This window comes from Gordonia sp. 852002-10350_SCH5691597 (assembly GCF_001665715.1).
Taxonomy (GTDB): Bacteria; Actinomycetota; Actinomycetes; order Mycobacteriales; family Mycobacteriaceae; genus Gordonia; species Gordonia sputi.
Window position 1 is genome coordinate 1 of record NZ_LZMO01000122.1, and the last position, 20487, is coordinate 20487.

The window sequence follows — 20487 nt, forward strand, 5'->3', positions numbered from 1 at the left end:
GGCAGTTCGCGCCGTCGAGGGTGCGTTCGGCGAGAGTGCTACGTGACTTCCACGCGGACACGACACCCTTGGTGATCGCCTCGTCGGCGGTGGTGACCCCGTCGAGGGCGGGTGCGATCCGCTCGGCGTCGGCGGCGACGTCCCGAAGGTCGGCGGCGACCGCCGACAACAGTTCTCGGCGCATCGCGGCGACGTCGGCGGTGAGTGCCCGCGCGGTCTGGCGGGTGACTTCGTGGCGGGCTGCGGACATCGCGTCCGCGTCGTTGCGGGCGCGGTGGAACTCGACGAGTGCGGCGACGTGCTCGCCGTCGGGATCGACGGGCTCACCCGCTGCACCGCTGGCGCGCATCGCCTCGACAATCCGCGCGGTGGGGTCGGCGGTCTCCGGCACGGTGAGCGCGCCGAGTGCGCGGGAATGACCGCGCAAGGTGCGCTTCTCGGTTGGCTCCCAGAGTTCGAGGGCTCGACCCGCGAGGGCCGGGCGCAGCGACGGGCGAGGTCGGCCCTCACCCCGCCGGAGAGTGGCGATGCTGTCGTTGAGTCGCTCGGTCTCGCGTGCCATGCGGGTATCGCTGGCCTTGCGGGCGGCGGTCGACGTGCGGGGCGCGAGGGCGGCGGGCGGGGTCTCGGTGATGTTCGTGGTCATCGTTCGGTGTCTCCCTGATAGTTGAAACGCACACCCCAACGGAAGGTCTGCGAGAGGTCCGAGTAGTAGGGGGTCGTGCCCGAATCGCGCATCCGCACAATGCGATTCGCGAGCCGGACGACAAGGGATCGCTTCGGCGGGACGGTACCCGTCGGCCATCGCATCCCGAACTGACGGCCGATCTCGCCGACCTCGACGCGCTCCGGGATCGTGAACGGTTCGGGGATAGTGTCGGCGGTCATCGGAGCGCGCCCCACTCGATTTCGCTGGCCTGCACGGCCGCGTCGAGGGCCTGAAGGCGCTCGGCGGTCTCGGCCTCGTCGAGGGGCGACGCGACCAAGCAGAAACGGGCGAGGCCATAGAGCGCGGGGGCGAGGGTGAGCAGGTCCGTAGCGGTGAGGTCGAGTCGGGCGCCTGCCTCGGTGGTGATCGTGGTGATGTCGCCGACGACGTCGACGCGGGCGGCTGCGGTGTTTTCGGGCATGACTAGTTCTCCTGGTGGGTGTGTCGGTTGGTGGGGCACCCGCAGGTAGCGGGCTGGTAGTCGCCGATCTCGAAGTCGCGAGCGGCGATTACGTGTTTGGTCAGGGCGTCGGCGTTGTCGAGCGGGTCGATGATGCCGCGAGTGAGCAGGTCCTCGACACGGTCGACCGCAGACGGGATCGGCCACGGCTTGCCCTGCGCGAGTCGTCGCTCTGCCCATTGGTCGGGGGTGTGAGCGCCCTTCTCGACGTTGCAGCGGCGACATGCCGCAACCAAGTTGTCGAGGTCGACGCCCCCACCTTGTGCAACCGGCACGACGTGCTCGACGATGTCGGGCCACAACGCCCCGCAGTAGTGACACGCCTCTACGTCGAGAATCCGCTCGCGCATCGCCGGGGTGATGCCTCGACGTATCGCCTTCAGTCTCGCCGGGTCAATCGTTGGTGCGGTCATCCCGCGACCAGCGTTGCGGCCTTGCGCTGCGCAACCCATAGGTCGAGATCGCGGCGGTCGTACTTCAGCCGGTTACCAAGCAGATAGCTCGCCGGGCCGGTGCCTGCGCTGCGCAGGTTGCACAAGGTTTGTCGGCTCACGCCGAGGTAGTCGGCGGCTTCCTGTACGCCCAGCCGCTCGGGGGTGGTGTCGGTCATGGTTGGTGTCTCCCTGGTGTGTTCGGTGGTCGCTGGTGCGGCCTGAAACAAGTAAGACACGGCACAACGATATTGTCGAAAGTCGTTGCCGCATAAGGCATATGACAAGAACCGTGACAACTATTTTGCGTGCGTCATACGCGCAGGTCCAACGCTGATGTCATGGTTGGTGATCAACCGTGACAACTAGGTTCCACCTGCGGAAACACGAATAATTGTGATGTGCATCACATCGACATGTCTGACCTCCTAAAGTCGGTGAGTTGTTACTGTTGGTGTCATGTCGATTACTCCCGAATCCATCCCGACCAAGCGCGTCACGGGTGCCCGCGTCGAGGATCGGTGGACACGTCGCGACGGCACCCCGTCGGCCCGTCACGGGCAAGGGATGCGCTACCTCGCGCGCTACGTCGGCACCGACGGCCGCGAGCACACCAAGTCATTCCGGGACAAGGCGAAGAAACAGGCTGAAGCGTGGCTGCGCGACCAATCCGCGGCCGTGACGCGCGGGGAGTGGGTCGACCCGTCGAAGTCGGCGGTCACTGTCGGCGCCGTCGCCGAGACCTGGCTCGCAGGCAACAAGGCGAAGACGGCCGCGACTGCGGCGAGCTACTCAAACGTGTGGACCAAGCACGTCAAACCACGGTGGGGGCATGTCCCGCTCGCGCAGGTCGACCACGACGAGATCGTGGTGTGGGTCGGCGGGCTCACCGACGGCACCGCCGAGACGACCGACCGCAAACTCTCGGCGTCCTCGGTCCGGCACGCTCACGCGGTCTTGCATCAGATTCTCGGCCTTGCGGTGCGGTCGAAGCGTCTGCGCTCCAACCCGGCGTCTGACGTCCCACTCCCCGCGATGACGCCGACTGACAAAGTGTTCCTCGACCCCGCCGAGATCGACCGGTTGGGCCGTGCCGCGGACTACCTCACCGCGACCGTTCGCTCACGGATCGCTGCGGGCAAGGCGTCGGCGACGCCCGCCGAGTGGTCGGCCGTCGAGGTCCCGATGTCGCCTAACGGGCTCGCGCTGCGTGTGCTCGGGCTGTGCGGGCTTCGGTTCGGTGAGCTATCGGGGTTGCGGGTGTCGCGCGTCGACCTCGACCGGCGCCGGTTGGTCATCGACACCGCGGTCTCGGAAGTGTCCGGCCGCGTCGTCGTCGGCGCTCCGAAGAACCGGAAGTCGCGCGAGGTCCCCGTGCCCGCGGCGTTGGTCGCCCCGCTCCGGGCGCAGATCGCCGACCGCGAGCCGGGCGACTACGTGTTCACCACGGCCACCGGCGGGCCGCTGCGCCGTGGCAACTTCAGCAAGCGCGTCTTCGCACCTGCCCGCGACCTCGCTGAGATCGACGGCGACGCGACGTTGCACTCACTGCGGCATAGCTTCGCGTCGATCTGCCTCACGTCGGGTGTCCCACCGAAGCAAGTGCAGGAATGGATGGGACACCACTCACTCACGCTCACGGCCGACACCTACGGGCATCTTTTTGCATCCGAAACCGACCGCGCGATGTCGCTGCTCGACCGTGCGATCGGAGGCAATGGGGGCGATGAGTAATGCCAAGTAACGGACTGGTGTGTTTCGTACTGCGGACTGGTTGCGGACTGCGGACCGGCCCGTCGTAGCTCTCGCTGGCCTCTAGCGCTCTGAACTGCTGTTATTCGGTGCGCGCAAAGGGATTCGAACCCCTGACCGCTGGTGTGTAAGACCAGAGCTCTACCGCTGAGCTATACGCGCTCGACGCGTCGTCGGGCCCAAGCCTCGCGCGTCAACACACGAATCTAGCCGGTCGGCAGGTCGGAACCCAAACTGCGAGCCCCAGGCAGCCAAGCGGCACCCTAAATGTGTGTCGTATCGAAGGATGTGGATGCTGCAGCACACACATCCTTCGATCGGACACTCATCTACGACGCGGGTCCGCGGCGGAGGGCCGGAAAAGTTCTGGGGTCAGCAGCAGCAAACCGGGATCACCCGAAAATCGGCGGCAGGGCGAACAGCACGATCGTCGACCAGACGACGTGTGTGCAGATCGGTGCCGCCACGCCGCCGGTGCAGCGACGCAGGATCGCGCACACCGCGCCGAGGAGTATCGCGGCGAACCCGAGCATCACGTTTCCGCTGGCCAGGGTCGCGATCGTGTAGACGACGGTGGACACGACGACCGGGTGATGCGGCCGCACCGCCGAGTACACCGCGCCGCGGAAGAACAATTCCTCTGCGGCGCCATTGATCAGGGTGATCGCGGTGACGACCGCGATGCTGCCGTAGTCGGCGAAGGCGAGCACGTTGCTGACCAGTTCGCTGAGCGGTCCGATCAGCTTCGTGAGAAACGCTCCGATGACGAACACCGCGCCCATCGCGACGCCCGCGACCACTCCGAGCGCAACGGCGCCCGACGTCGTTCCGTCGCCGTCGAGGGAGAACCTTCCGGCAGAGAGCCTGCTGGTGGCTATCGCTCCGATGATCCAGGTGGCCGCGAGGCCGAGTGTCAGCGGGTAGAACGCGGTGTCGCCGGGTGTCACCGAGAGAGAGACTCCCAGGAAGACGGCGCCGATGAGCAGGAATCCGACCACGGCGAGCCGACGGCGCGTCGAATAGATGGGTTGGTCTGTGTTGCGGTCGACGGCGACAGCGTCGAGGAGCCGGGTCACCGACCGGGGCAGGGAGGCGGTCGACATCAGGGCAGGAACTGCCCGAGAACACGCCGGGCGACGAGCGTCACGCCCGCTACGGTTCCGATCACGCCGAACACCGCGCCGAGCGCTGCGCGGCGGGCTCGCAGTAGGTCGCCGCCCGCCCAGTCGGGGTCGGTGTCGGCGAGGTGGTGCAGATCCTCGAGCTCGGAAACCGGACGGGGATAAGGCGACTCGACCGACGCGCGAATGGCGTCTCGCATGGTGGTGAGACCTCCGGTCGGTGGGGACACGAACTCGGTGATGCGGTGCTCGGAGGCGCGCATCGGATACTGCAGCGACGTGACCAGTTCTTCGGTCAACGCTGCTGGGGCTGGCGTGATGATGCCCCCGACCTTACCCGCGAGCCGGGTGCTGATCGACGGAACGCGCACGCGTAGTCGAGGCATGCGGACCGCGCGGAGATACTCGTCGAGGATCGATCGGTAGACGCCGGTATCGGGACCGGCGATGTCGTAGGAGCCCGCCGGTAGTGACGGGTCGGCGGCCGCGACGAGGTAGTGGATGACGTCGCGGATGGAGATCGGGTCCATCGGATTGTCGATCCAGCCTGGCTCGGGGATCACCGGGAAGCGGTCGGCGAGGTAGCGCAGGATCTCGAACGACGTCGAGCCCGCCCCGAGGATCACCGCGGCACGCAACCAGACGAGTTCGGCGCCGCCGTCGATCGCGAGTCCCTCACCGACGTCCGCGCGGCTCTGTAGGTGCGCCGACATCTCGTCGCCGTCGGGCACGAAACCGCCGAGGTAGATGATGCGAGGGATGCCTCGACTGCGGGCCGCCTGTGCGACGGAGCGTGCGGCGGCGCGGTCGCCGTCGGCGAAGTCGGCCTGCCCGATGCCGTGCACGAGGTAGTACAGGGCGTCGACCGGGTGGTCGTCGGGGCTGGCCGCGTCGATGGCGGCACCTACCGAATCGGGGTCGTCGACGTCCATCTCGACCGCGGTCACGTCGTCGGACCATCCGTACCGCGACAACCGCTCTGGCGATCGCGACGCGACGACGACCTCGTGATCGGACGCGAGAAGGGCGTCGACGAGTCGTGAGCCGACATATCCGGTTGCACCGGTGACCAGGAGCCGCATTGTCGCCACACTAGCCAGCACACCGCGGCGTGGCCCACTCGTGATTACGGCATCACGGACGCATCACGGCGACTCGCGCGGGGGTCAGGCGCGGCGGTACCGTTCGGCGAGCTGCACATGGCGTTCCGCAACGGCGCGGCATTCGGCACGCAGCGCCGCGGGTTCGAGAACCGAGAAGTCGGAGTCGAAAGCGTGTAACCAGCGTGCGATAGAAGTGAGCGAGGTGCTGTAGATCGTGAGCTCGCAGCTCGAACCATCTCCGAATTCGATTGTGCCCCAAGCGTCGTCGACCATCTTCTCGACGACGGCCAGCGGTGCGTGAATGCGCACCCGTGCGGTGGCGGACCGGTACGCAGCGCCGAGACTGCGCGCCAGGTAAGCGGCGGCACCACCTTCGGGGAGTTCACGAGGGACGAAACGTGCCCCGTTGGGTGTCTTGACCGTCATGCGGTCGACGCGAAAGGAACGCCAGTCGTCGCGGTCGGGGTCCCAGGACACCAGATACCACCGAGATCCCTTGCGCACCAGTCTGTATGGCTCGACCTCGCGTCGACTCTCGGTTCCGTCGTGGCGTCGATAGTCGAATCGCAGACGTTCCGTGCGGTGGCACGCGGTCGCGATGTCGGACAGCACCTCTGCGGCCACTTCGGTGTCGCGCGGTCCCTGCGGAAGGGAATCGAGCGTGAGGGCGTCGAGTCGATGCCGCAACCGTGAGGGCATCACCTGCCGCAACTTGGCCAGTGCACCCGAAGAAGCCTCGGTCATATCGCTGACGGCGGCGCTGCTGATCGCGTTGAGTCCCAGCGCGACGGCGAGGACCTCCTGGTCGTCGAGCAACAGTGGGGGCATCTCCGCGCCCGCGCCCAACCGGTACCCGCCTCCGACACCGACTGTCGAGTCGACTGGATATCCGAGGTCGCGCAGCTTGTCGACGTCGCGGCGGACCGTCCGCTTGGTGATGTTCAGTCGCGTGGCGAGATCGTCGCCCGACCACTCCTGGCGCATCTGGAGCAGGGACAGGAGCTGCAGTAGTCGCGCAGACGAATCGAGCATGGGGTCATTGTCGCGCGCATTGCGGACAATTGTGGTCCGCAATGCGCAGATCGTGTCACTTTGTGTGGCGGGTGAAGAACTGCCAGATCAACGACGTTGCCGAGATCGAATTGCTCAGCTGCCCGGCCGGTGACGGGCTTCCGGTGGAGCCCGGCCACACGTGTGCGCCGCCGTTGACGCGGTAGTGGGTGATCTCGTGACCCGACGCTGCGCAGAACGGCCAGTCGATGCGGGTGACGTAGCGGTTGACGGGAAACTCGAGTGGCTGAGTGAGGCAACCGTCGCGTGCCGCCCACCCCGACAGCCAGTCCATGACGGGAACATAGGCTCCGCCGTGTCGCACGCCGCCGGTGTAGTGGATCGTTCGGTCGGCTGTGCCGTGGAAATCGATGATGGATGCGGGCGGGGCGCCGGGGCAGTTGGGACGACCGGCGTCGTAGAACGCACCGCTGACCACCGCGTAGGCGGCGAACTCGGCGGGCAGCCTGCACGCGAGCATCGCGACGAGTCCGCCACCGTTCGATCGGCCGGCCGCGTACGTCCGGCTCGAGTCGATACATGCCGCCGCCCGCATCTCACGCAGGATCGTTCGGGTGAACGCGATGTCGTCGGCGCGAGGCGAGGAGTACGGCGCACCCTGCCACGAGACGAGTCCGTCGGTTCCGCGCAGGCCCTCGGGATAGACGACGATCGCGGGGAGCTGCGCGAGACCGGTGAACCGTGCAAAGGTCGCCGCGGGTTCGGCGTGCCCGTGGAACGCCAGAATCAACGGGTACGTCGACTGCCCGCTGTAACCGGCGGGCACGTTGACGCTGTAGGTGCGCTCGACGCCGTCGACGGTCGTCGTATGTTTCGACGTCCCCGATGCGAGACGGTTCGGCCCGGCACATCCGGAGAGGTCGGCCACCCGATGAAGCGGTTCGACGGCGTTCGCCGCCGGGACGGCCCCGGCAACCGAGACAACAGTGACGGCGGTGAGAACGCCGAGGACAAGTGAGAGTGCAGTGCGCCAGGCACGGCGTCGGGCGGATCGCGGCACTCGCCAAGGATAGAGGGTCGGCACACGCGGGGCTGTGATCCGGGCGGAGGATTCACGTGCTGTCGGTAGTCGACGCCTGGCTGTCTCTTCAGGTCTCGCGGAGCATTCTGGTGCGGTCGTGCCGATTCGGCACGACCGGAGGGTCTTGTTTGCGATGCTGAGCGCCATGATGGTGCGTCGCAGAGCCGCAGGTAGCGGAGCCCATGAGGTTCTTCGTAGGAAAGGCGCAGGCGTGCCGCTGATATTGCTGGTAGTCGCGCTAGTCGCGACGGTGTGCGCACTTCCCGCCCAGGCGGGGGCGCAGCCGCCGGGGGCGCAGCCTCTGCCGGCCGCCGACCCCGGAACCCTGCCTCCGGGATTCCTCTGGGGTGTGTCGTCGTCGGGTTTCCAGTCCGAGGGGTCGTCGCCGGACAGTAACTGGACCAGATATGTCGCCGCGGGTAAGACCGACGACAAGGTGGGGTCCGCCGTCGACTTTCGTCATCGCTATCGCTCGGATATCGCCATCGCGAAGTCCCTTGGTGTCACGGTCTATCGCGTCGGTGTCGAGTGGGCGCGCATCGAGCCGAAGCCGGGAGTGATCGACCGTCGCGAGCTCGCGTACTACGACGACATGATCGCGGCAATCGTGAGCGCGGGAATGCGGCCGATGATCACCCTCGATCACTGGGTCTATCCGGGATGGGTTGCAGCGCGCGGCGGTTGGGCGAATGCCTCGACGCCGCAGGCGTGGCTACGTAACGCGCGCTTTGTCGTCGACAGGTACGCCCATGACAACCCGCTGTGGATCACCATCAACGAGCCGACGATCTATATCGTCAACGAGCTGCGCATGGGTGGACTCTCCGCGGCTGCGAGTGCAACGATGCGCGACCGCCTCGTCGACGTGCACACGTCGATCTACCGATACATCCACCAGCGTCAGCCCGCCGCCATGGTGTCGTCGAACATCGCTTACGTCCCGACTGTCGAGCCGATCGTCGACACCGCATTTGCCGATCGGGTGCGCGATTCTCTCGACTTCATCGGTCTCGACTATTACTACTCGGCGTCGGTCACCGACCTGAGCGCGGTCAACGCCGCCACGGGAAAGAATTGGAACGCAACGGTATCGGCCGACGGGATCTACTACTCGCTGCGTGATCTCGCGCGGCGCTTCCCGGGTAAACCCCTCTACGTCGTGGAGACCGGCATGCCGACCGAGAATGGCAAGCCGCGCCCCGACGGTTATCGTCGCGGTGATCATCTGCGTGACCTCGTCTACTGGGTCGGGCGGGCGCGTGCAGACCGCATTCCGGTCATCGGATTGAACTATTGGAGCCTCACCGACAACTACGAATGGGGTTCGTACACACCACGATTCGGGCTGTACACCGTCGACGTCAAAACAGATCCGACGCTGCGCAGACAACCGACGGACGCGGTGCCGGCCTATCGCGACATCACCGCGCGCAACGGAGTGGGGTCGGCGTATCGCCCGACCCGGCCGGCCCAGTGGTGTTCGCTGGCCGCCGCTCCCGCGAGTTGTGGCCAACCGGTGCGCTGACGCCCATCGCGTCTGCGTGAGCCGACCGCCGCTGAACTCGACGCCATCGGTCAGCGCATGATGGTGCGCGACGAACCCGCTGCCGCCCTTCGTTCGAGCGATGCGCGCGCCTCGGGGTTCGGCCGAGCGGGTCAGCATGCAACAGTTCCGCGACGCGCTCGAGGAAGTTCCTGCCCCGGCTCCGGCTGCTCAGTATGCTGCAATCCCTCGAGAACCGTTAGTGTCGGCCGGTGCGCTGACAGCCATGTAGGCGCGCAACGCCGACAGCCCCCGGAAGGACGAGAACATGCCGCTCACCGTCGTCGACAAGGATTCGATCACCGCAGCTCTGACCACCGAGTGGGCTGCGCTGCAGTCACTCGCGGCGCAACTCACCGACGAGCAGTGGTCGGCACCGTCGGTGCTCCCTGGCTGGACCAACGCCGACATCGTCGCCCACATCATCGGCACGGAGAGCATGCTCGACGGTCGGGATGTGGAGGCCGCAGCCGACATCACCTCGCGAACGCATGTGAAGAATCCGATCGGCGAGCTCAACGAGCGATGGGCCGACTACTTCCGTGACGAGTCTCGGGAGGAGGTGCTCGCTGCGCTCGACGAGATCATCGAGGTGCGCACCGCGGCACTCATGGCGATGACGCAGGACGAGTTCGACGCGCAGACGGCCACCCCGGCCGGCCCCGACACCTACGGACGATTCATGCGCATCCGCGTCTTCGACTGCTGGATTCACGAGGTCGACCTGCGCGACGCCCTTGGCGACGACTCGCCGTCGGATCCCGTTACGGCGGGCGTCGCACTCGACGAGATCTCGTCGTCGTTGCCCTTCGTGGTGGGCAAGCGCGCGTCGGCGCCCGACGGCAGCAGGGTCCGGTTCGAGATCACCGGTGTCGCACCTCGTGAGGTCAGGGTCGCGGTGGACGGGCGTGCAGGGCTTGTCGAGTCATTCGACGGTGGTGACGATGCCGCCGACGTCACCCTACGCGTCGACGGAGTCGAGTTGGCGCGTCTGGTCGGAGGCCGGCGTGATGCCGATCCGCGCGCGGTGATCGTCACCGGTGACGAGGCGCTGGCGAAGGCCGTGCTCGACCGGATCGACTATGTGATCTGAAGCCTCGAACGGATTTTCTACCAGGCTTCGAGATAACGCATCAATCGATCTAGGTATCCAAGAAAGTGTCATTCAAACGGTCGATTCTGAGGGTATCGGCCGATAAAGAATACCCTTATCGCACACTTTGTTCGGGATCGCGAAGGTATTTCCCACGCCCGAACGCGCGCGCTTCGCTTCCCGCAATCGTGCGTGCGGGGAGCGGGTCGCTCAGCAGGGTGCGCACCAATGCCGACGACGGACCGAGGTCGTCGTCGCTCCCCACGACGACGACGTTGCCGGTTCGCCGCCCCTTGAGCATCGCGGGATCGGCGATCAGCATGACATTGGCGAACACTTCCGCGACGGCGGCGGCGTCGGCGCGCACCAGATCGAGAGTTCGCGCATCGCCGCAGTTCGCGAGATAGAGCCCGCCGGGAGTCAACACTTTTTTGACCGCCTGTACGAATTCGACCGTCGTCAGATGCGACGGTGTGCGCGCGTCGACGAAGGCATCGCGGATCACCACATCCCGCGAACCTTCCGTCAGCGATTCGGTCACCGCCCGCGCATCGCCCACGCGAATGCGTAACAGTGGCGCACGCGGCAGGTCGAACCATTCGCGCACCAATCGGGCCAACTCGGCGTCGATTTCGACAGCAACCTGCCTCGCCCGCGGGTAGCGGTCGGCCAGAGTCCGCGGGAGCGCGCACGCGGCCCCGCCGAGGTGGAGAACCCGCAGCGGCGTGGAGGTATCGGGATAGCGATCGTCGATGACCGCGGCCATCTGTCGGAGATATTCGAAATCGAGAGCCGACGGATCGTCGGGGTGGATGTGCGAGCTGTGGGTCCCGTTGATCAGCAGCAGCCAGCCACCCGAGATGGGATCGGCAACCACCTCGGCGGTGCCGGTGTCGATGGGGTGGCTACCCGGGACGGGTGCGGGACGGGGTTTGGCCATGAGGTGACGATACGATCGCGCGGTGCGTCGAGCCCCATCCAGTACCAGTCCGCGCGTGGCGGGTCGAGCACTCGACGTCCCGGTCGGGCTGTGCGTCGGCTACCTCTTCGACCGCGCAGTGGGCGACCCGCGCCGGTGGCATCCTGTCGCGGGCCTCGGGCGCGCGATCGGCCGACTCGAGCGGGCCGTGTACGCCGACTCGCGCGCGGTGGGGATAGGTTTCGCCGCGACGTCGGTGTGCGCGTCGATCGCCCTCGGGCTCGGTGTCGACAGAGCCGCCCGGCGCGTCGATTCCTCACCTGTGCGGATTGCGGCCGTCGCGGTGGCGACGTGGGCCGTACTCGGTGGCACGACGCTCAACCGGGTCGGGCGTGAGGTCGCGGATGATCTCTCCGTCGACGACATCGACGCCGCACGTGCGCTGGTACCGAGCCTGTGCGGTCGTGACCCCGAGAGCCTCGACGCTGCCGGAATCGTGCGTGCCGCAGTCGAATCGATCGCCGAGAACACGTCAGATGCTGCAGTGGCTCCACTGTTCTGGGGTGGCGTCGCCGGTGTGCCCGGGCTGATCGCGTATCGAACCGTCAACACTCTCGATTCGATGGTCGGCTACCGCAACGACAGGTACGGACGATTTGGTTGGGCTTCAGCGCGTCTCGACGACCTCGCGAATCTCCTACCGGCACGGCTCGCCGGGGTGCTGGTCGTTGTGCTCGGACAAGACCGCGTAGGCGCTCTCCGTGCGTGGCGACGCGATGCCGCAGCGCATCCGAGCCCGAACGCGGGCGTCGTCGAATCGTCGTTCGCCGGGGCGCTCGGGCTTCGTCTCGGCGGTCGGACGGTGTACCCACACGGCGTCGAAGAACGTCCTGCGCTCGGAGACGGTCGGTCGCCGGAGGTTGCGGACCTGTATTCGACGACGCGTCTGTCGCGGCGGGTCCAGATCGGAGCGCTGGCATCGAGTGCGTTGAGCGCGTACGCGATCGGTGCACTACGACGGCGGGTGATCAGCCGCCGTAGCGCTGGGTGAGCTTGTCGCGGACGTCGTCGGGTGCGTGTTCGGTGTCCGGGCCGAAACCGATCCGCGTCGTGTCGGAGTGGTCGGTGTCGTCGACGACGGTGTCGCCACGCAGTTCCGCGCGCAATCGTCTGCGGCGTGCGGCGCGGTCGGAGGCGGCACTCGCCGGCGCCGCGGTCGAGGCGGCAGGAGTCTGCGCATCCGTGGTCGCCGCAGCGGAATCCGTCGACGTGGTGGTCGCGGTGTTCGCCGTGCCACGTGCCCGACGACGCTGCCTGATCTCGGCGTAGATGAAGTATCCGGCTCCGAGCGGAGCCATGATCCCGAACGCAAGCCACTGCAGTCCGTAGGAGAGGTAGGGGCCGGATTCGAGTTGGGGTAGCGGGATCTCGCCGAGCGATCCCGGCTGGTTCGGCGAGATCTGGATGTAGAACGGGTCCATGCCGGTGGAGGTCGCGCGCGACAGTTCGGTGGGATCGATCGTGTACATCGACAGGGCACCGTCGACAACCGCCGCGCCTCGACCGGACGTCGTGCCCTCGCCCGCCCTGATCCGACCGTCGATGGTCACTTCACCCGCCGGCGGCGCAGGTACGACCGGTGTCTGTCCCTGGTCGGGTCGTATGTAGCCGCGATCGACCACGAGCACCCTGTCCGAACCGGCAACCCGGAAGGGCGTCAACACCTCGATGGCCGGACGTTCCTCGACCGAACGCAGTCGGACCAGAGCCTGCTTGTCGGTCAGGAAGGTGCCGGTGATGTGCACCTCGCGCCACTCGGTGTCGGGTCGGAATCCGCTACCGGCCGGTGCGACCGACGCAAGCGGAACGGGCGCGATCGACACGGCCTGCTCGATGAGATGGTTGCGTTCGCTCGTTCTGCTGTTCTTGCCCAGCTGCCACGGAGCGAGGATGGAGAAACACAGCGCGGCGAATGCCACGACCACCACAGCCAGGGCAATCCACCCAGGTCGCAGGAAGGTCCGGAGCACGCGCATGCCTCAACGGTACCGAGGTGCCCACACCCATCGGAGGTGCGGGGCGATGTACGACGCTGCGGCGGCTAGCTGTTGCCCAGGCGGTCGTTGACCCAGGCCAACATGCCCGGAACGGCCGCCTCGATCTGCTGGCGGGTGAGCGCGAAATCGTCCTGTGTCCCGTAGTAGGGGTCGGCGACGTCGAGGTCGGCGACGTCGAGGTCGTCGCCTGCGTCGGGATCGAAACTGCGCAGCAGCCGCACGCGATCGCCGAGCCGTTTGCGTTCGAGATCCTTGGCGTGGCCGGAATCCATCGCGACCAGCAGGTCGGCGTCGAAGTCGTCGGGGGAGAGGTGGGCTGCGGTGTGGGCGTCGGAGTAGCCGTGGGCGAGCAACTCGGTGCGTGCGCGATTGTCGGCGGGTTCGCCGACATGCCAGCTGCTGGTACCCCGACTCGTCACGCGGACCCGGTCGGAGAGGCCGGCGTCGTCGATGGCAGATCGGAAAATGTTCTGCGCCATGGGCGACCGGCAGATATTGCCCGTGCACACGAAACAGACGTGTAGTTGATCAGACACCTAAGACCTCACGCAGATCGACAACAGAATCGACGCGCCACGAGGCAGCGTCCCCTTCCCCGGCCCGAGCGTAACCCCACGAGACGAAGACTGTCGGGATTCCGAAGCTCTCGGCACCGTCGACATCGTGCGACCGATCTCCGATCATCACGACGGGATGGTCGGGAAGTCCGGTGTCCGGGTCGGGTGTGATGCCCGATTGTCTCAGGGCCCACGCGATCACGTCGGCCTTGCTGCGCCGCGAGCCGTCGTCGCTGGCACCGCAGATCGCCGCGAAGCGGTCGGCGAGGGAGAAATGCTCGAGGATGGCTCGCGCCGTGTTCTCGTTTTTCGACGTCGCGATCGTCATCGTCCGGCCCTGGGTCGCGAGATCGTCGACGAGCTCGCGTATCTCCGGGAAGACCGAATTCTCGAGCCATCCGACGTCGGTGTAGCGCTTGCGGTAGGCGCGCATCGCGTCGTCGGCGGTCTCCTGGTCGAGTCCGAGGCCGATGAGCGTGTCGATCATCGGTGGTCCCGCGACGCCCGCGACGACGTCGTCGGGTGGTTCGGGTGCCCCGACCTCGGCGAGTGCGTGGCGAAAGCTGTTGACGATGCCGGAGAAGCTGTCGGTGATCGTGCCGTCGAGGTCGAACAACAGTACGGTCCGCGGATCATGTGGATCTGCCGGAGAGGTCACGGCTCCATCGTGACATGTACCGCAGCGGGTGTCCGAATGGCGTGTTGCTGTCGGCCGATCCGTCGGCACTCGACCATTAGGCTCGACGGTTATGACAGCAGGCACGACCCCGCAGGACAGCGTGTACCGCCTCAGCCGACACGGCGATGTCGACGTGGAGGCCGGTGTCGTCGATTTCGCCGTCAACGTGCGCGGTGAGGCGCCAGAGTTCGTCCGCGCCGCGATCGCCGACGCCTGTGCACGTCTCGCGTCCTATCCGAGCACCGCGCACGCCGATGCCGCGATAGCTGCGATCTGTGCACTACACCAACGGGATCCGGACGAGGTCATGCTGCTCGCGGGCGCCGCGGACGGGTTCGAGGCGCTGCCACGGCTCGGGTCTCGGCACGCCGCGCTCGTCCAACCCTCGTTCACCGAGCCGGAGATCGCCCTGCGGGCAGCCGGAATCCCCATCACCCAGGTGCAGTTGCCGCCGCCGTGGTGCATCGACCCCGACGACATCGCCGACCGCATCCCCGACGATGCCGACCTCGTCGTCGTCGGCAACCCGACCAACCCGACGTCGGTGTTGCACAGCAGAGCCGCGCTCGATGCGATGCGCAGGCCCGGACGAATACTCGTCGTCGACGAGGCGTTCGCCGATCTCACCGTCGATCCGGTCACCGGCGAGCGTGAGCCGCAGTCCCTCGCGTCGATGCGTAACGACGACATCGTCGTGATACGCAGCGTGACAAAGACTTTCGGACTCGCCGGCCTGCGCGCGGGGTACCTCCTGGCGTCGCCCGAGATCGTCGAACGGCTGAGCCGGGGACGTCGACCCTGGCCGTTGTCGACGCCCGCGCTCGCTGCTCTGGCCGAGTGCGTCGGCCCTGCGGGACAACGGTTCTGCGACGACGCTGCGCGCGCCGTCGCGGCCGAGCGAGACTTCATGCTCGACCGGCTCGCACTGGCGGGGATCAGGACGTGCACACAACCCGAGGCGCCGTTCGTGCTCATCGAGACGCCGAACGGCATCGCGGTCAAGAATGCTCTTCGCGCAGCGGGTTTCGGTGTGCGAAGCTGCGCCAACTTCGTCGGACTCGACGGCGATCACCTGCGGCTCGCGGTGCGCGACAACGCCACCGTCACCGCAATGGTCGACGCACTGGCCCGCGCACGAAAGGACGTCGACGATGACGCACAAGGATGAGTCCACAACGGGGACTTCGGTGACCGGGACATCAGATGCTGGGATATCGGTGGGATCGGTGGCCGATCTGCTCGATCGCGTCTACCCGCCGAGACTGGCGGAGGCATGGGACTCGGTGGGACTCGTGTGTGGGGATCGCACGGAAGCCGTTGCGCGGGCGCTGATCTGCGTCGACGTCACCGATGCCGTCGTCGACGCGGCGGTCGCAGCCGACGTCGACATCATCGTCGCGCACCATCCGCTGCTGTTGCGCGGGGTCGACTCGGTTGCCGCCGATACCGCGAAAGGCTCTGTGCTGCATCGGCTGATCCGCGCGCGCACGGCGCTGTTCACCGCACACACCAATGCCGACAGTGCACGTCCGGGAGTGTCGGATGCGCTCGCGGATGTGCTCGGCGTCGTCGACACCTCACCGCTGCAGCCCGCGCCGTTGGCGCCCATGGACAAGTGGATCGTCATGGTGCCCGAGGGCAGCGCCGAGCAGGTCAGCGAGGCGATGTTCGCGGCGGGAGCCGGGGCTATCGGTGAGTACCGCGACTGCGCGTGGTCGGTGGTGGGCGTCGGTCAGTTCGAGGCGCGAGGTGCGGCCAATCCGACGATCGGGTCGCTGGGAGAACGGACGCATGTCGACGAAGCGCGGGTGGAAATGGTCGCGGCGCGCGGTCTGCGCCGGTCCGTGCTCGCTGCACTTCGTGCCGCTCACCCCTACGAGGAGCCCGCATTCGACATCCTTGCCGAAGAAGCCATCGACTCGGACACGGGTCTCGGCAGGGTGGGGCGGCTCGCATCGCCGTCGACCGTCGGGGAGTTCGTGACGCGAGCAGCCGGTACGCTGCGCTCGCCGTGGGGAGTGCGTGCCACCGGGGAGCGCAGCCGCGTCGTGGAGACCGTTGCGGTGTGCGGTGGCGCGGGCGATTCGCTGCTCGACACGGTTCGTGGCCTCGGCGTCGACCTGTATCTGACCGGCGACCTGCGGCACCATCCGGTCGACGAGGCGCTGCGTGCGGGCGGACCGGTGTTGGTCGACGCGGGGCACTGGGCCACCGAATTCCCGTGGTGCACACAGGTTGCCGAACTGCTGGCAAACAGGCTCGCACTCGACGTCGAGGTCTTCGCGACGCCAACCGACCCGTTCACGCTGCATGCGGATTGCTGAGCGACGGTGGGTACCGCGTACCGTTGACCGAACGTGTGAACTCCAGGAGGCCCCATGAAAGTCGATGCCGAGTGAAGGCCGACCCGTCCGCGCAGCGACATCTGCTCGACCTTGCCGACGCCGATGCCGTCGTTGCCCGCGTCGACCATCGCGGCAAATCGCTGCCGGAGGTGGCCGAGATCGCCGAGCTGACCACCAAGATCGACTCGACTCGCGACGACCTCGTGCGCGCCGACATCTCCGCTGAAGACCTCACCCGCGAGTATCGACGCGTCGACAGCGAGGTGACCGGAATGGCCGACCGCGAGCGCAAGGACTCCGCGCTGCTCGCCGGTGGGGGACTGGCGCCCAAGGCGTTGTCGGAGTTGCAGCACGAACTCGGTAGCCTCGCCCGCCGCCGCTCCGTACTCGAAGACGACCTGCTCGGCGTCATGGAACGACAGGAAGCCGTCGAAGCCGAACGGCAGCGCGCCTCGGCGACCGTCGAACATCTGCAGACCCAGCTCGCCGACGCCGAGAAGCGACGCGACGAGGCGAAGGCTGCTGTCGACGCTGATCGCGAGGTCGCGATCACACGCCGCGAGGCGATCGCCGGTGACATTCCCGCGGACCTCCTGGCGATCTACGACCGGCAGCGCGCCGCGGGCAAGATCGGTGCGGGACTGCTGCGGGCGCGACGCTGCGGAGCGTGCCGGATGGAGCTCGACCGCGGAACCCTCGCCTCGATCGCCGCTGCCCTCGCAGACGACGTGGTCCGGTGCGAGGAATGCGGCGCAGTTCTCGTCCGTACCAACGAGTCCGGTCTGTAGGCGCAATCGTGAGCTCCGGTTCGGCGGCCACGCCGTCGTGGCAGGGGCAGCGCGCAGAACCGACGCGCCTGGTGTTGCTGCGACACGGCCAGACGCCGCTGTCGATCGAACGACGCTATTCGGGCCGGGGCAACCCCCGGCTGACCGAGCTGGGGGAACAGCAGGCACTCGCCGCGGCGTCGCGCATCGTCGCTGAGGCCGACGTCGCTGCCGTGGTCAGCTCGCCACTCGACCGCGCACGCCAGACTGCGCAGGCCGTCGTCGACCGGATCGGCGGCGAGGTGATCGAGGATGCAGGCTTCATCGAGAACGACTTCGGTGGCTGGGAAGGGCTGACGTTCTCCGAGGCCGCGGCCCGCGACCCGCAGGTACACGCCCGCTGGCTCGGCGACTACACCGCCCCGGCACCCGACGGCGAGAGCTTCGCGCAGGTTGCTGAGCGGGTGATCGCGGCGAAAGACCAACTGGTCCAGAAGTATTCGGGGCGGACCGTAGTGGTGGTGTCGCACGTGACACCGATCAAGACGCTGCTCCAACATGCGCTGACAGTCGGGCCGGAGCTGCTGTTCCACCTCCACCTCGACCTCGCGTCGGTGTCGGTGACCGAGTTCTACCCGGACGGCGGCTCGGTGGTGCGCTCGGTCAACGAGACCGCCCACTTGAACTGACCCTGCCGACTGGGCGTCACATACCGCCGACTGGGCGTCCCGTACTGCCGACTGGGTGTCGTGTACAGCCGAGTGGGCGTCGTGTCGTGCCGAGTGGGTATATCCGGACCGAGGGCGAACGAGTCGGCGTGTAAGCCGGATCCTGTGCCGACACGAAGTCGGCGGCGACCATCCATCTGGACACACCGTCGCCGGGTGCCTCGAGCAGCCAACCCACGGACTCGGGCGAGCAGCCCTCGATCATCCGTGCACACGCACCTCGCGGTCCGTGCTTCGGCCTTGCTCCGGGTGGGGTTTACCAAGCCGACGCGGTCACCCGCGTCGCTGGTGCGCTCTTACCGCACCGTTTCACCCTTACCGATCTTTCGATCGGCGGTCTGTTCTCTGTGGCACTGTCCCGCGGGTCACCCCGGGTTGCCGTTGACAACCACCCTGCTCTGCGGAGTCCGGACTTTCCTCGGCGCGCGGCATTGCCAGTGATCTGGCCGTTCCGCTCGCCGCGGCCGCCCGGCCGACTCGTTCGCCCGTACAGCTTAGCCCGCTGACACGGGCATCCAGCACGCCCGTTGGAGCTGCGGGGAGCGCCCAGCCGACGTTCTGCTGCGCCCAGTCGACGGTCAGGAGCGCACAATCGACGGTCTGAGGCGCCCAGTCGGCACTCTGGAGCGCACGGTCGGCGATAGTGTCGAAAGAGTGCAGCGCAGATTCTCCGCCCCCGACATCGACTTCGAGTCGATCCGCACCGAGCTGGGGATCTGCGAGGACTACGGCGAAGCCGCGCTCGACGAGGCGGAGCACGCGGTCGACGCACACGCCGAGCGGGTAGACCGTCGCGACATCCCGCTGGTCACGATCGACCCGCCGGGGTCGATGGACCTTGACCAGGCGGTCGCGATGTCGTTCGACGCAGACGGCTTCGAGGTCCACTACGCGATAGCCGACGTCGCCGCGCTCGTTCGGCCAGAGCATGCACTCGACGCCGAGAGTCGACGTCGAGGCGCGACCATCTACTTCCCCGACGGCTCGGTGCCGTTGCATCCGAGGGTGCTGTCGGAGGGATCGGGATCGCTGCTCCCCGGCGTGACGCGCCCCGCGGTGCTGTGGACGATCCGCGTTGCACCGGACGGCGACGTGACCGGAGTACACCTCGAGCGTGCACTCGTGGAATCGGTCGCACGACTCGACTATGCGGGAGTGACGGCGGACGCCGCCGCACGCACCCTGCATCCGTCGATCAGCGCGCTGCCCGCGTTCGGTGAGCTCCGACGTCGAGTTGCGTTGGCGCGCGGGGCAATCGAACTCGACCTTCCCGACCAGGAGGTGACCCGCGTCGACGACGGATGGGTGCTCGCCCTTGCGGCTCGCACGCCCGCCGATATGTGGAACTCGCAGTTGTCGCTTCTCACCGGCACCTGTGCGGGAAAGATCATGGCCGACGCGGGTATCGGTCTGCTGCGCACGCTTCCACCGGCACCTGCCGACGCCGTCGACAAGCTCAGAGCGACCGCCGACGCTCTCGACGTCGCGTGGCCCGACGACGCGACCCCCGGACAGTTCCTCGCGGCACTGCCGGTCGACGAGCCGTCGACCCTCGCCCTGATGTCGCAGGCGAGTTCGCTGATGCGCGGCGCGGGGTACCTCCCGCTCGGCGTGCAGACCGGTGAGGCGGACACGGCCCCTCCAACGCGCGACGAGATGGTCCACTCGGCGATCGGTGGCGTCTACGCACACGTGACCGCGCCACTGCGACGCCTCGGCGATCGATTCGCCACCGAGGTGTGCCTGGCCGTCACATCGGGAAACCCGGTGCCAGACTGGGTGTTACGTGCGTTGCCGACACTGCCGGGCATCCTGCGTTCTGCCGACTCGCTCGGGTCGTCTGCCGACCGGGAGAGTATCGACCTCGCCGAGTCGGTGATACTCGCCGACCGAGTCGGCGAGCGCTTCGACGCCGTGGTCCTGTCCGGGGCGACAGCGAAGACCGGAGCGGCAGCGAAGAAGCGCGCGAAGATCTTCATCGCACAACCGCCGATCCTGGCCGAATGCGACGGCACTCCGACCGCGGCCTCGCGTATCGACGTCACCCTGACCGCAGCCGATCCGGCGTCGCGCAAAGTACGCTTCGCACCATCGAACGCCTAGCGGCAGCCTTCGGCGTCAGCAGTCCGGG

General features: G+C 67.3%; 22 protein-coding genes, 1 tRNA gene and 1 other RNA gene. 9 read left to right on the forward strand and 15 right to left on the reverse strand.

Annotated elements, in window-relative coordinates; translation table 11 throughout:
• The 5 genes from A5777_RS09270 to A5777_RS09290 all read right to left on the reverse strand — a co-directional run.
• Window positions 1-646 (reverse strand): hypothetical protein (locus A5777_RS09270; protein WP_197502333.1); only part of this gene is annotated, 646 nt, incomplete at its 3' end.
• The gene (locus A5777_RS09275) at window positions 643-888 is read right to left on the reverse strand and encodes a hypothetical protein (RefSeq protein WP_064862445.1); all 246 of its coding nucleotides are present in this window, start codon (window positions 886-888) and stop codon (window positions 643-645) included. The genes A5777_RS09270 and A5777_RS09275, both read right to left, overlap by 4 nt.
• The gene (locus A5777_RS09280; protein WP_064862446.1) at window positions 885-1130 is read right to left on the reverse strand and encodes a hypothetical protein; all 246 of its coding nucleotides are present in this window, start codon (window positions 1128-1130) and stop codon (window positions 885-887) included. The genes A5777_RS09275 and A5777_RS09280 overlap by 4 nt, the downstream gene beginning before the upstream one ends.
• Before the next feature lie 2 nt (window positions 1131-1132).
• Window positions 1133-1582: an HNH endonuclease gene (locus tag A5777_RS09285; RefSeq protein WP_197502334.1), complete on the reverse strand. Its 450-nt coding sequence runs from the start codon at window positions 1580-1582 to the stop codon at window positions 1133-1135.
• Complete coding sequence (locus A5777_RS09290) at window positions 1579-1779, reverse strand: helix-turn-helix transcriptional regulator (RefSeq protein ID WP_064862472.1); 201 nt, start codon at window positions 1777-1779, stop codon at window positions 1579-1581. The genes A5777_RS09285 and A5777_RS09290 overlap by 4 nt, the downstream gene beginning before the upstream one ends.
• A 280-nt stretch (window positions 1780-2059) precedes the next feature.
• Between A5777_RS09290 and A5777_RS09295 the strand changes: the two genes are divergently transcribed.
• Window positions 2060-3334 carry a tyrosine-type recombinase/integrase gene (locus A5777_RS09295; RefSeq protein ID WP_064862448.1) on the forward strand — a complete coding sequence of 425 codons (1275 nt, stop codon included), beginning with the start codon at window positions 2060-2062 and terminating at the stop codon, window positions 3332-3334.
• A 108-nt stretch (window positions 3335-3442) separates the two neighbouring features.
• On the opposite strand, the gene A5777_RS09300 is transcribed toward A5777_RS09295, so the two are convergent.
• From A5777_RS09300 to A5777_RS09320, 5 genes are all read right to left on the reverse strand, one after another.
• Window positions 3443-3514: transfer RNA gene (locus A5777_RS09300), tRNA-Val, on the reverse strand.
• A gap of 230 nt (window positions 3515-3744) precedes the next feature.
• The gene (locus A5777_RS09305; protein ID WP_064862449.1) at window positions 3745-4455 is read right to left on the reverse strand and encodes a CPBP family intramembrane glutamic endopeptidase; all 711 of its coding nucleotides are present in this window, start codon (window positions 4453-4455) and stop codon (window positions 3745-3747) included.
• The gene (locus A5777_RS09310) at window positions 4455-5555 is read right to left on the reverse strand and encodes an NAD(P)H-binding protein (RefSeq protein ID WP_064862450.1); all 1101 of its coding nucleotides are present in this window, start codon (window positions 5553-5555) and stop codon (window positions 4455-4457) included. Before A5777_RS09310 ends, A5777_RS09305 begins: the two co-directional genes overlap by 1 nt.
• Window positions 5556-5639: 84 nt before the next feature.
• Window positions 5640-6608 (reverse strand): helix-turn-helix transcriptional regulator, encoded by a 969-nt coding sequence (locus tag A5777_RS09315; RefSeq protein ID WP_064862451.1) that lies wholly within the window; start codon window positions 6606-6608, stop codon window positions 5640-5642.
• Window positions 6609-6663: 55 nt separating this feature from the next.
• Window positions 6664-7647, reverse strand: coding sequence for an alpha/beta hydrolase family esterase (locus A5777_RS09320; RefSeq protein ID WP_231894612.1), 984 nt, complete (start codon window positions 7645-7647; stop codon window positions 6664-6666).
• Between the two features lie 232 nt (window positions 7648-7879).
• On the opposite strand from A5777_RS09320, the gene A5777_RS09325 reads away from it, so the two are divergent.
• Together A5777_RS09325 and A5777_RS09330 are read left to right on the forward strand one after the other, a co-directional pair.
• Entirely contained in the window at window positions 7880-9193 is a 1314-nt protein-coding gene (locus tag A5777_RS09325; protein ID WP_064862452.1) for a family 1 glycosylhydrolase, read from the forward strand.
• 286 nt (window positions 9194-9479) lie between these two features.
• Window positions 9480-10304, forward strand: a complete 825-nt coding sequence (locus A5777_RS09330; protein ID WP_064862453.1) for a maleylpyruvate isomerase family mycothiol-dependent enzyme — start codon at window positions 9480-9482, stop codon at window positions 10302-10304.
• Between the two features lie 115 nt (window positions 10305-10419).
• On the opposite strand, the gene A5777_RS09335 is transcribed toward A5777_RS09330, so the two are convergent.
• Window positions 10420-11244, reverse strand: a complete 825-nt coding sequence (locus tag A5777_RS09335; RefSeq protein WP_064862454.1) for a spermidine synthase — start codon at window positions 11242-11244, stop codon at window positions 10420-10422.
• Between the two features lie 55 nt (window positions 11245-11299).
• Between A5777_RS09335 and A5777_RS09340 the strand changes: the two genes are divergently transcribed.
• Complete coding sequence (locus A5777_RS09340; RefSeq protein ID WP_156529329.1) at window positions 11300-12274, forward strand: cobalamin biosynthesis protein; 975 nt, start codon at window positions 11300-11302, stop codon at window positions 12272-12274.
• On the opposite strand, the gene A5777_RS09345 is transcribed toward A5777_RS09340, so the two are convergent.
• The 3 genes from A5777_RS09345 to A5777_RS09355 all read right to left on the reverse strand — a co-directional run bounded on the left by A5777_RS09345 (window position 12252) and on the right by A5777_RS09355 (window position 14495).
• On the reverse strand, window positions 12252-13259 hold the full coding sequence (locus tag A5777_RS09345) for an SURF1 family cytochrome oxidase biogenesis protein (RefSeq protein WP_064862456.1): 1008 nt from the start codon (window positions 13257-13259) through the stop codon (window positions 12252-12254). The two genes, A5777_RS09340 and A5777_RS09345, sit on opposite strands and share 23 nt — an antisense overlap.
• Window positions 13260-13324: 65 nt before the next feature.
• Entirely contained in the window at window positions 13325-13816 is a 492-nt protein-coding gene (locus tag A5777_RS09350) for a low molecular weight protein-tyrosine-phosphatase (RefSeq protein ID WP_064862457.1), read from the reverse strand.
• Window positions 13809-14495 carry an HAD hydrolase-like protein gene (locus A5777_RS09355; protein WP_064862458.1) on the reverse strand — a complete coding sequence of 229 codons (687 nt, stop codon included), beginning with the start codon at window positions 14493-14495 and terminating at the stop codon, window positions 13809-13811. Before A5777_RS09355 ends, A5777_RS09350 begins: the two co-directional genes overlap by 8 nt.
• Before the next feature lie 91 nt (window positions 14496-14586).
• Between A5777_RS09355 and cobC the strand changes: the two genes are divergently transcribed.
• The 4 genes from cobC to A5777_RS09375 all read left to right on the forward strand — a co-directional run bounded on the left by cobC (window position 14587) and on the right by A5777_RS09375 (window position 18317).
• A complete protein-coding gene (gene cobC, locus A5777_RS09360; RefSeq protein WP_064862459.1) occupies window positions 14587-15684 on the forward strand; it encodes an Rv2231c family pyridoxal phosphate-dependent protein CobC in 1098 nt (365 codons plus the stop codon).
• Window positions 15668-16840 carry a Nif3-like dinuclear metal center hexameric protein gene (locus tag A5777_RS09365; RefSeq protein ID WP_064862460.1) on the forward strand — a complete coding sequence of 391 codons (1173 nt, stop codon included), beginning with the start codon at window positions 15668-15670 and terminating at the stop codon, window positions 16838-16840. Before cobC ends, A5777_RS09365 begins: the two co-directional genes overlap by 17 nt.
• A gap of 71 nt (window positions 16841-16911) precedes the next feature.
• A complete protein-coding gene (locus tag A5777_RS09370; RefSeq protein WP_064862461.1) occupies window positions 16912-17649 on the forward strand; it encodes a zinc ribbon domain-containing protein in 738 nt (245 codons plus the stop codon).
• 8 nt (window positions 17650-17657) lie between these two features.
• On the forward strand, window positions 17658-18317 hold the full coding sequence (locus A5777_RS09375; RefSeq protein WP_064862462.1) for a histidine phosphatase family protein: 660 nt from the start codon (window positions 17658-17660) through the stop codon (window positions 18315-18317).
• Between the two features lie 115 nt (window positions 18318-18432).
• On the opposite strand, the gene rnpB is transcribed toward A5777_RS09375, so the two are convergent.
• Window positions 18433-18836: RNase P RNA component class A (gene rnpB / locus A5777_RS09380), an RNA gene on the reverse strand.
• Window positions 18837-19010: 174 nt separating this feature from the next.
• Here rnpB and A5777_RS09385 point away from each other — a divergent pair.
• Window positions 19011-20459 carry an RNB domain-containing ribonuclease gene (locus tag A5777_RS09385; RefSeq protein WP_064862463.1) on the forward strand — a complete coding sequence of 483 codons (1449 nt, stop codon included), beginning with the start codon at window positions 19011-19013 and terminating at the stop codon, window positions 20457-20459.
• Window positions 20460-20487: the final 28 nt, after the last annotated feature.

What these genes read in the sequence shown, in the direction of transcription:
- A5777_RS09275 (WP_064862445.1), bottom strand. Translation starts at nt 888, where the DNA reads ATGACCGCCGACACTATCCCCGAACCGTTCACGATCCCGGAGCGCGTC.
- A5777_RS09280 (WP_064862446.1), bottom strand. Translation starts at nt 1,130, where the DNA reads ATGCCCGAAAACACCGCAGCCGCCCGCGTCGACGTCGTCGGCGACATC.
- A5777_RS09285 (WP_197502334.1), bottom strand. Translation starts at nt 1,582, where the DNA reads ATGACCGCACCAACGATTGACCCGGCGAGACTGAAGGCGATACGTCGA.
- A5777_RS09290 (WP_064862472.1), bottom strand. Translation starts at nt 1,779, where the DNA reads ATGACCGACACCACCCCCGAGCGGCTGGGCGTACAGGAAGCCGCCGAC.
- A5777_RS09295 (WP_064862448.1), top strand. Translation starts at nt 2,060, where the DNA reads ATGTCGATTACTCCCGAATCCATCCCGACCAAGCGCGTCACGGGTGCC.
- A5777_RS09305 (WP_064862449.1), bottom strand. Translation starts at nt 4,455, where the DNA reads ATGTCGACCGCCTCCCTGCCCCGGTCGGTGACCCGGCTCCTCGACGCT.
- A5777_RS09310 (WP_064862450.1), bottom strand. Translation starts at nt 5,555, where the DNA reads ATGCGGCTCCTGGTCACCGGTGCAACCGGATATGTCGGCTCACGACTC.
- A5777_RS09315 (WP_064862451.1), bottom strand. Translation starts at nt 6,608, where the DNA reads ATGCTCGATTCGTCTGCGCGACTACTGCAGCTCCTGTCCCTGCTCCAG.
- A5777_RS09330 (WP_064862453.1), top strand. Translation starts at nt 9,480, where the DNA reads ATGCCGCTCACCGTCGTCGACAAGGATTCGATCACCGCAGCTCTGACC.
- A5777_RS09335 (WP_064862454.1), bottom strand. Translation starts at nt 11,244, where the DNA reads ATGGCCAAACCCCGTCCCGCACCCGTCCCGGGTAGCCACCCCATCGAC.
- A5777_RS09345 (WP_064862456.1), bottom strand. Translation starts at nt 13,259, where the DNA reads ATGCGCGTGCTCCGGACCTTCCTGCGACCTGGGTGGATTGCCCTGGCT.
- cobC (WP_064862459.1), top strand. Translation starts at nt 14,587, where the DNA reads ATGACAGCAGGCACGACCCCGCAGGACAGCGTGTACCGCCTCAGCCGA.
- A5777_RS09365 (WP_064862460.1), top strand. Translation starts at nt 15,668, where the DNA reads ATGACGCACAAGGATGAGTCCACAACGGGGACTTCGGTGACCGGGACA.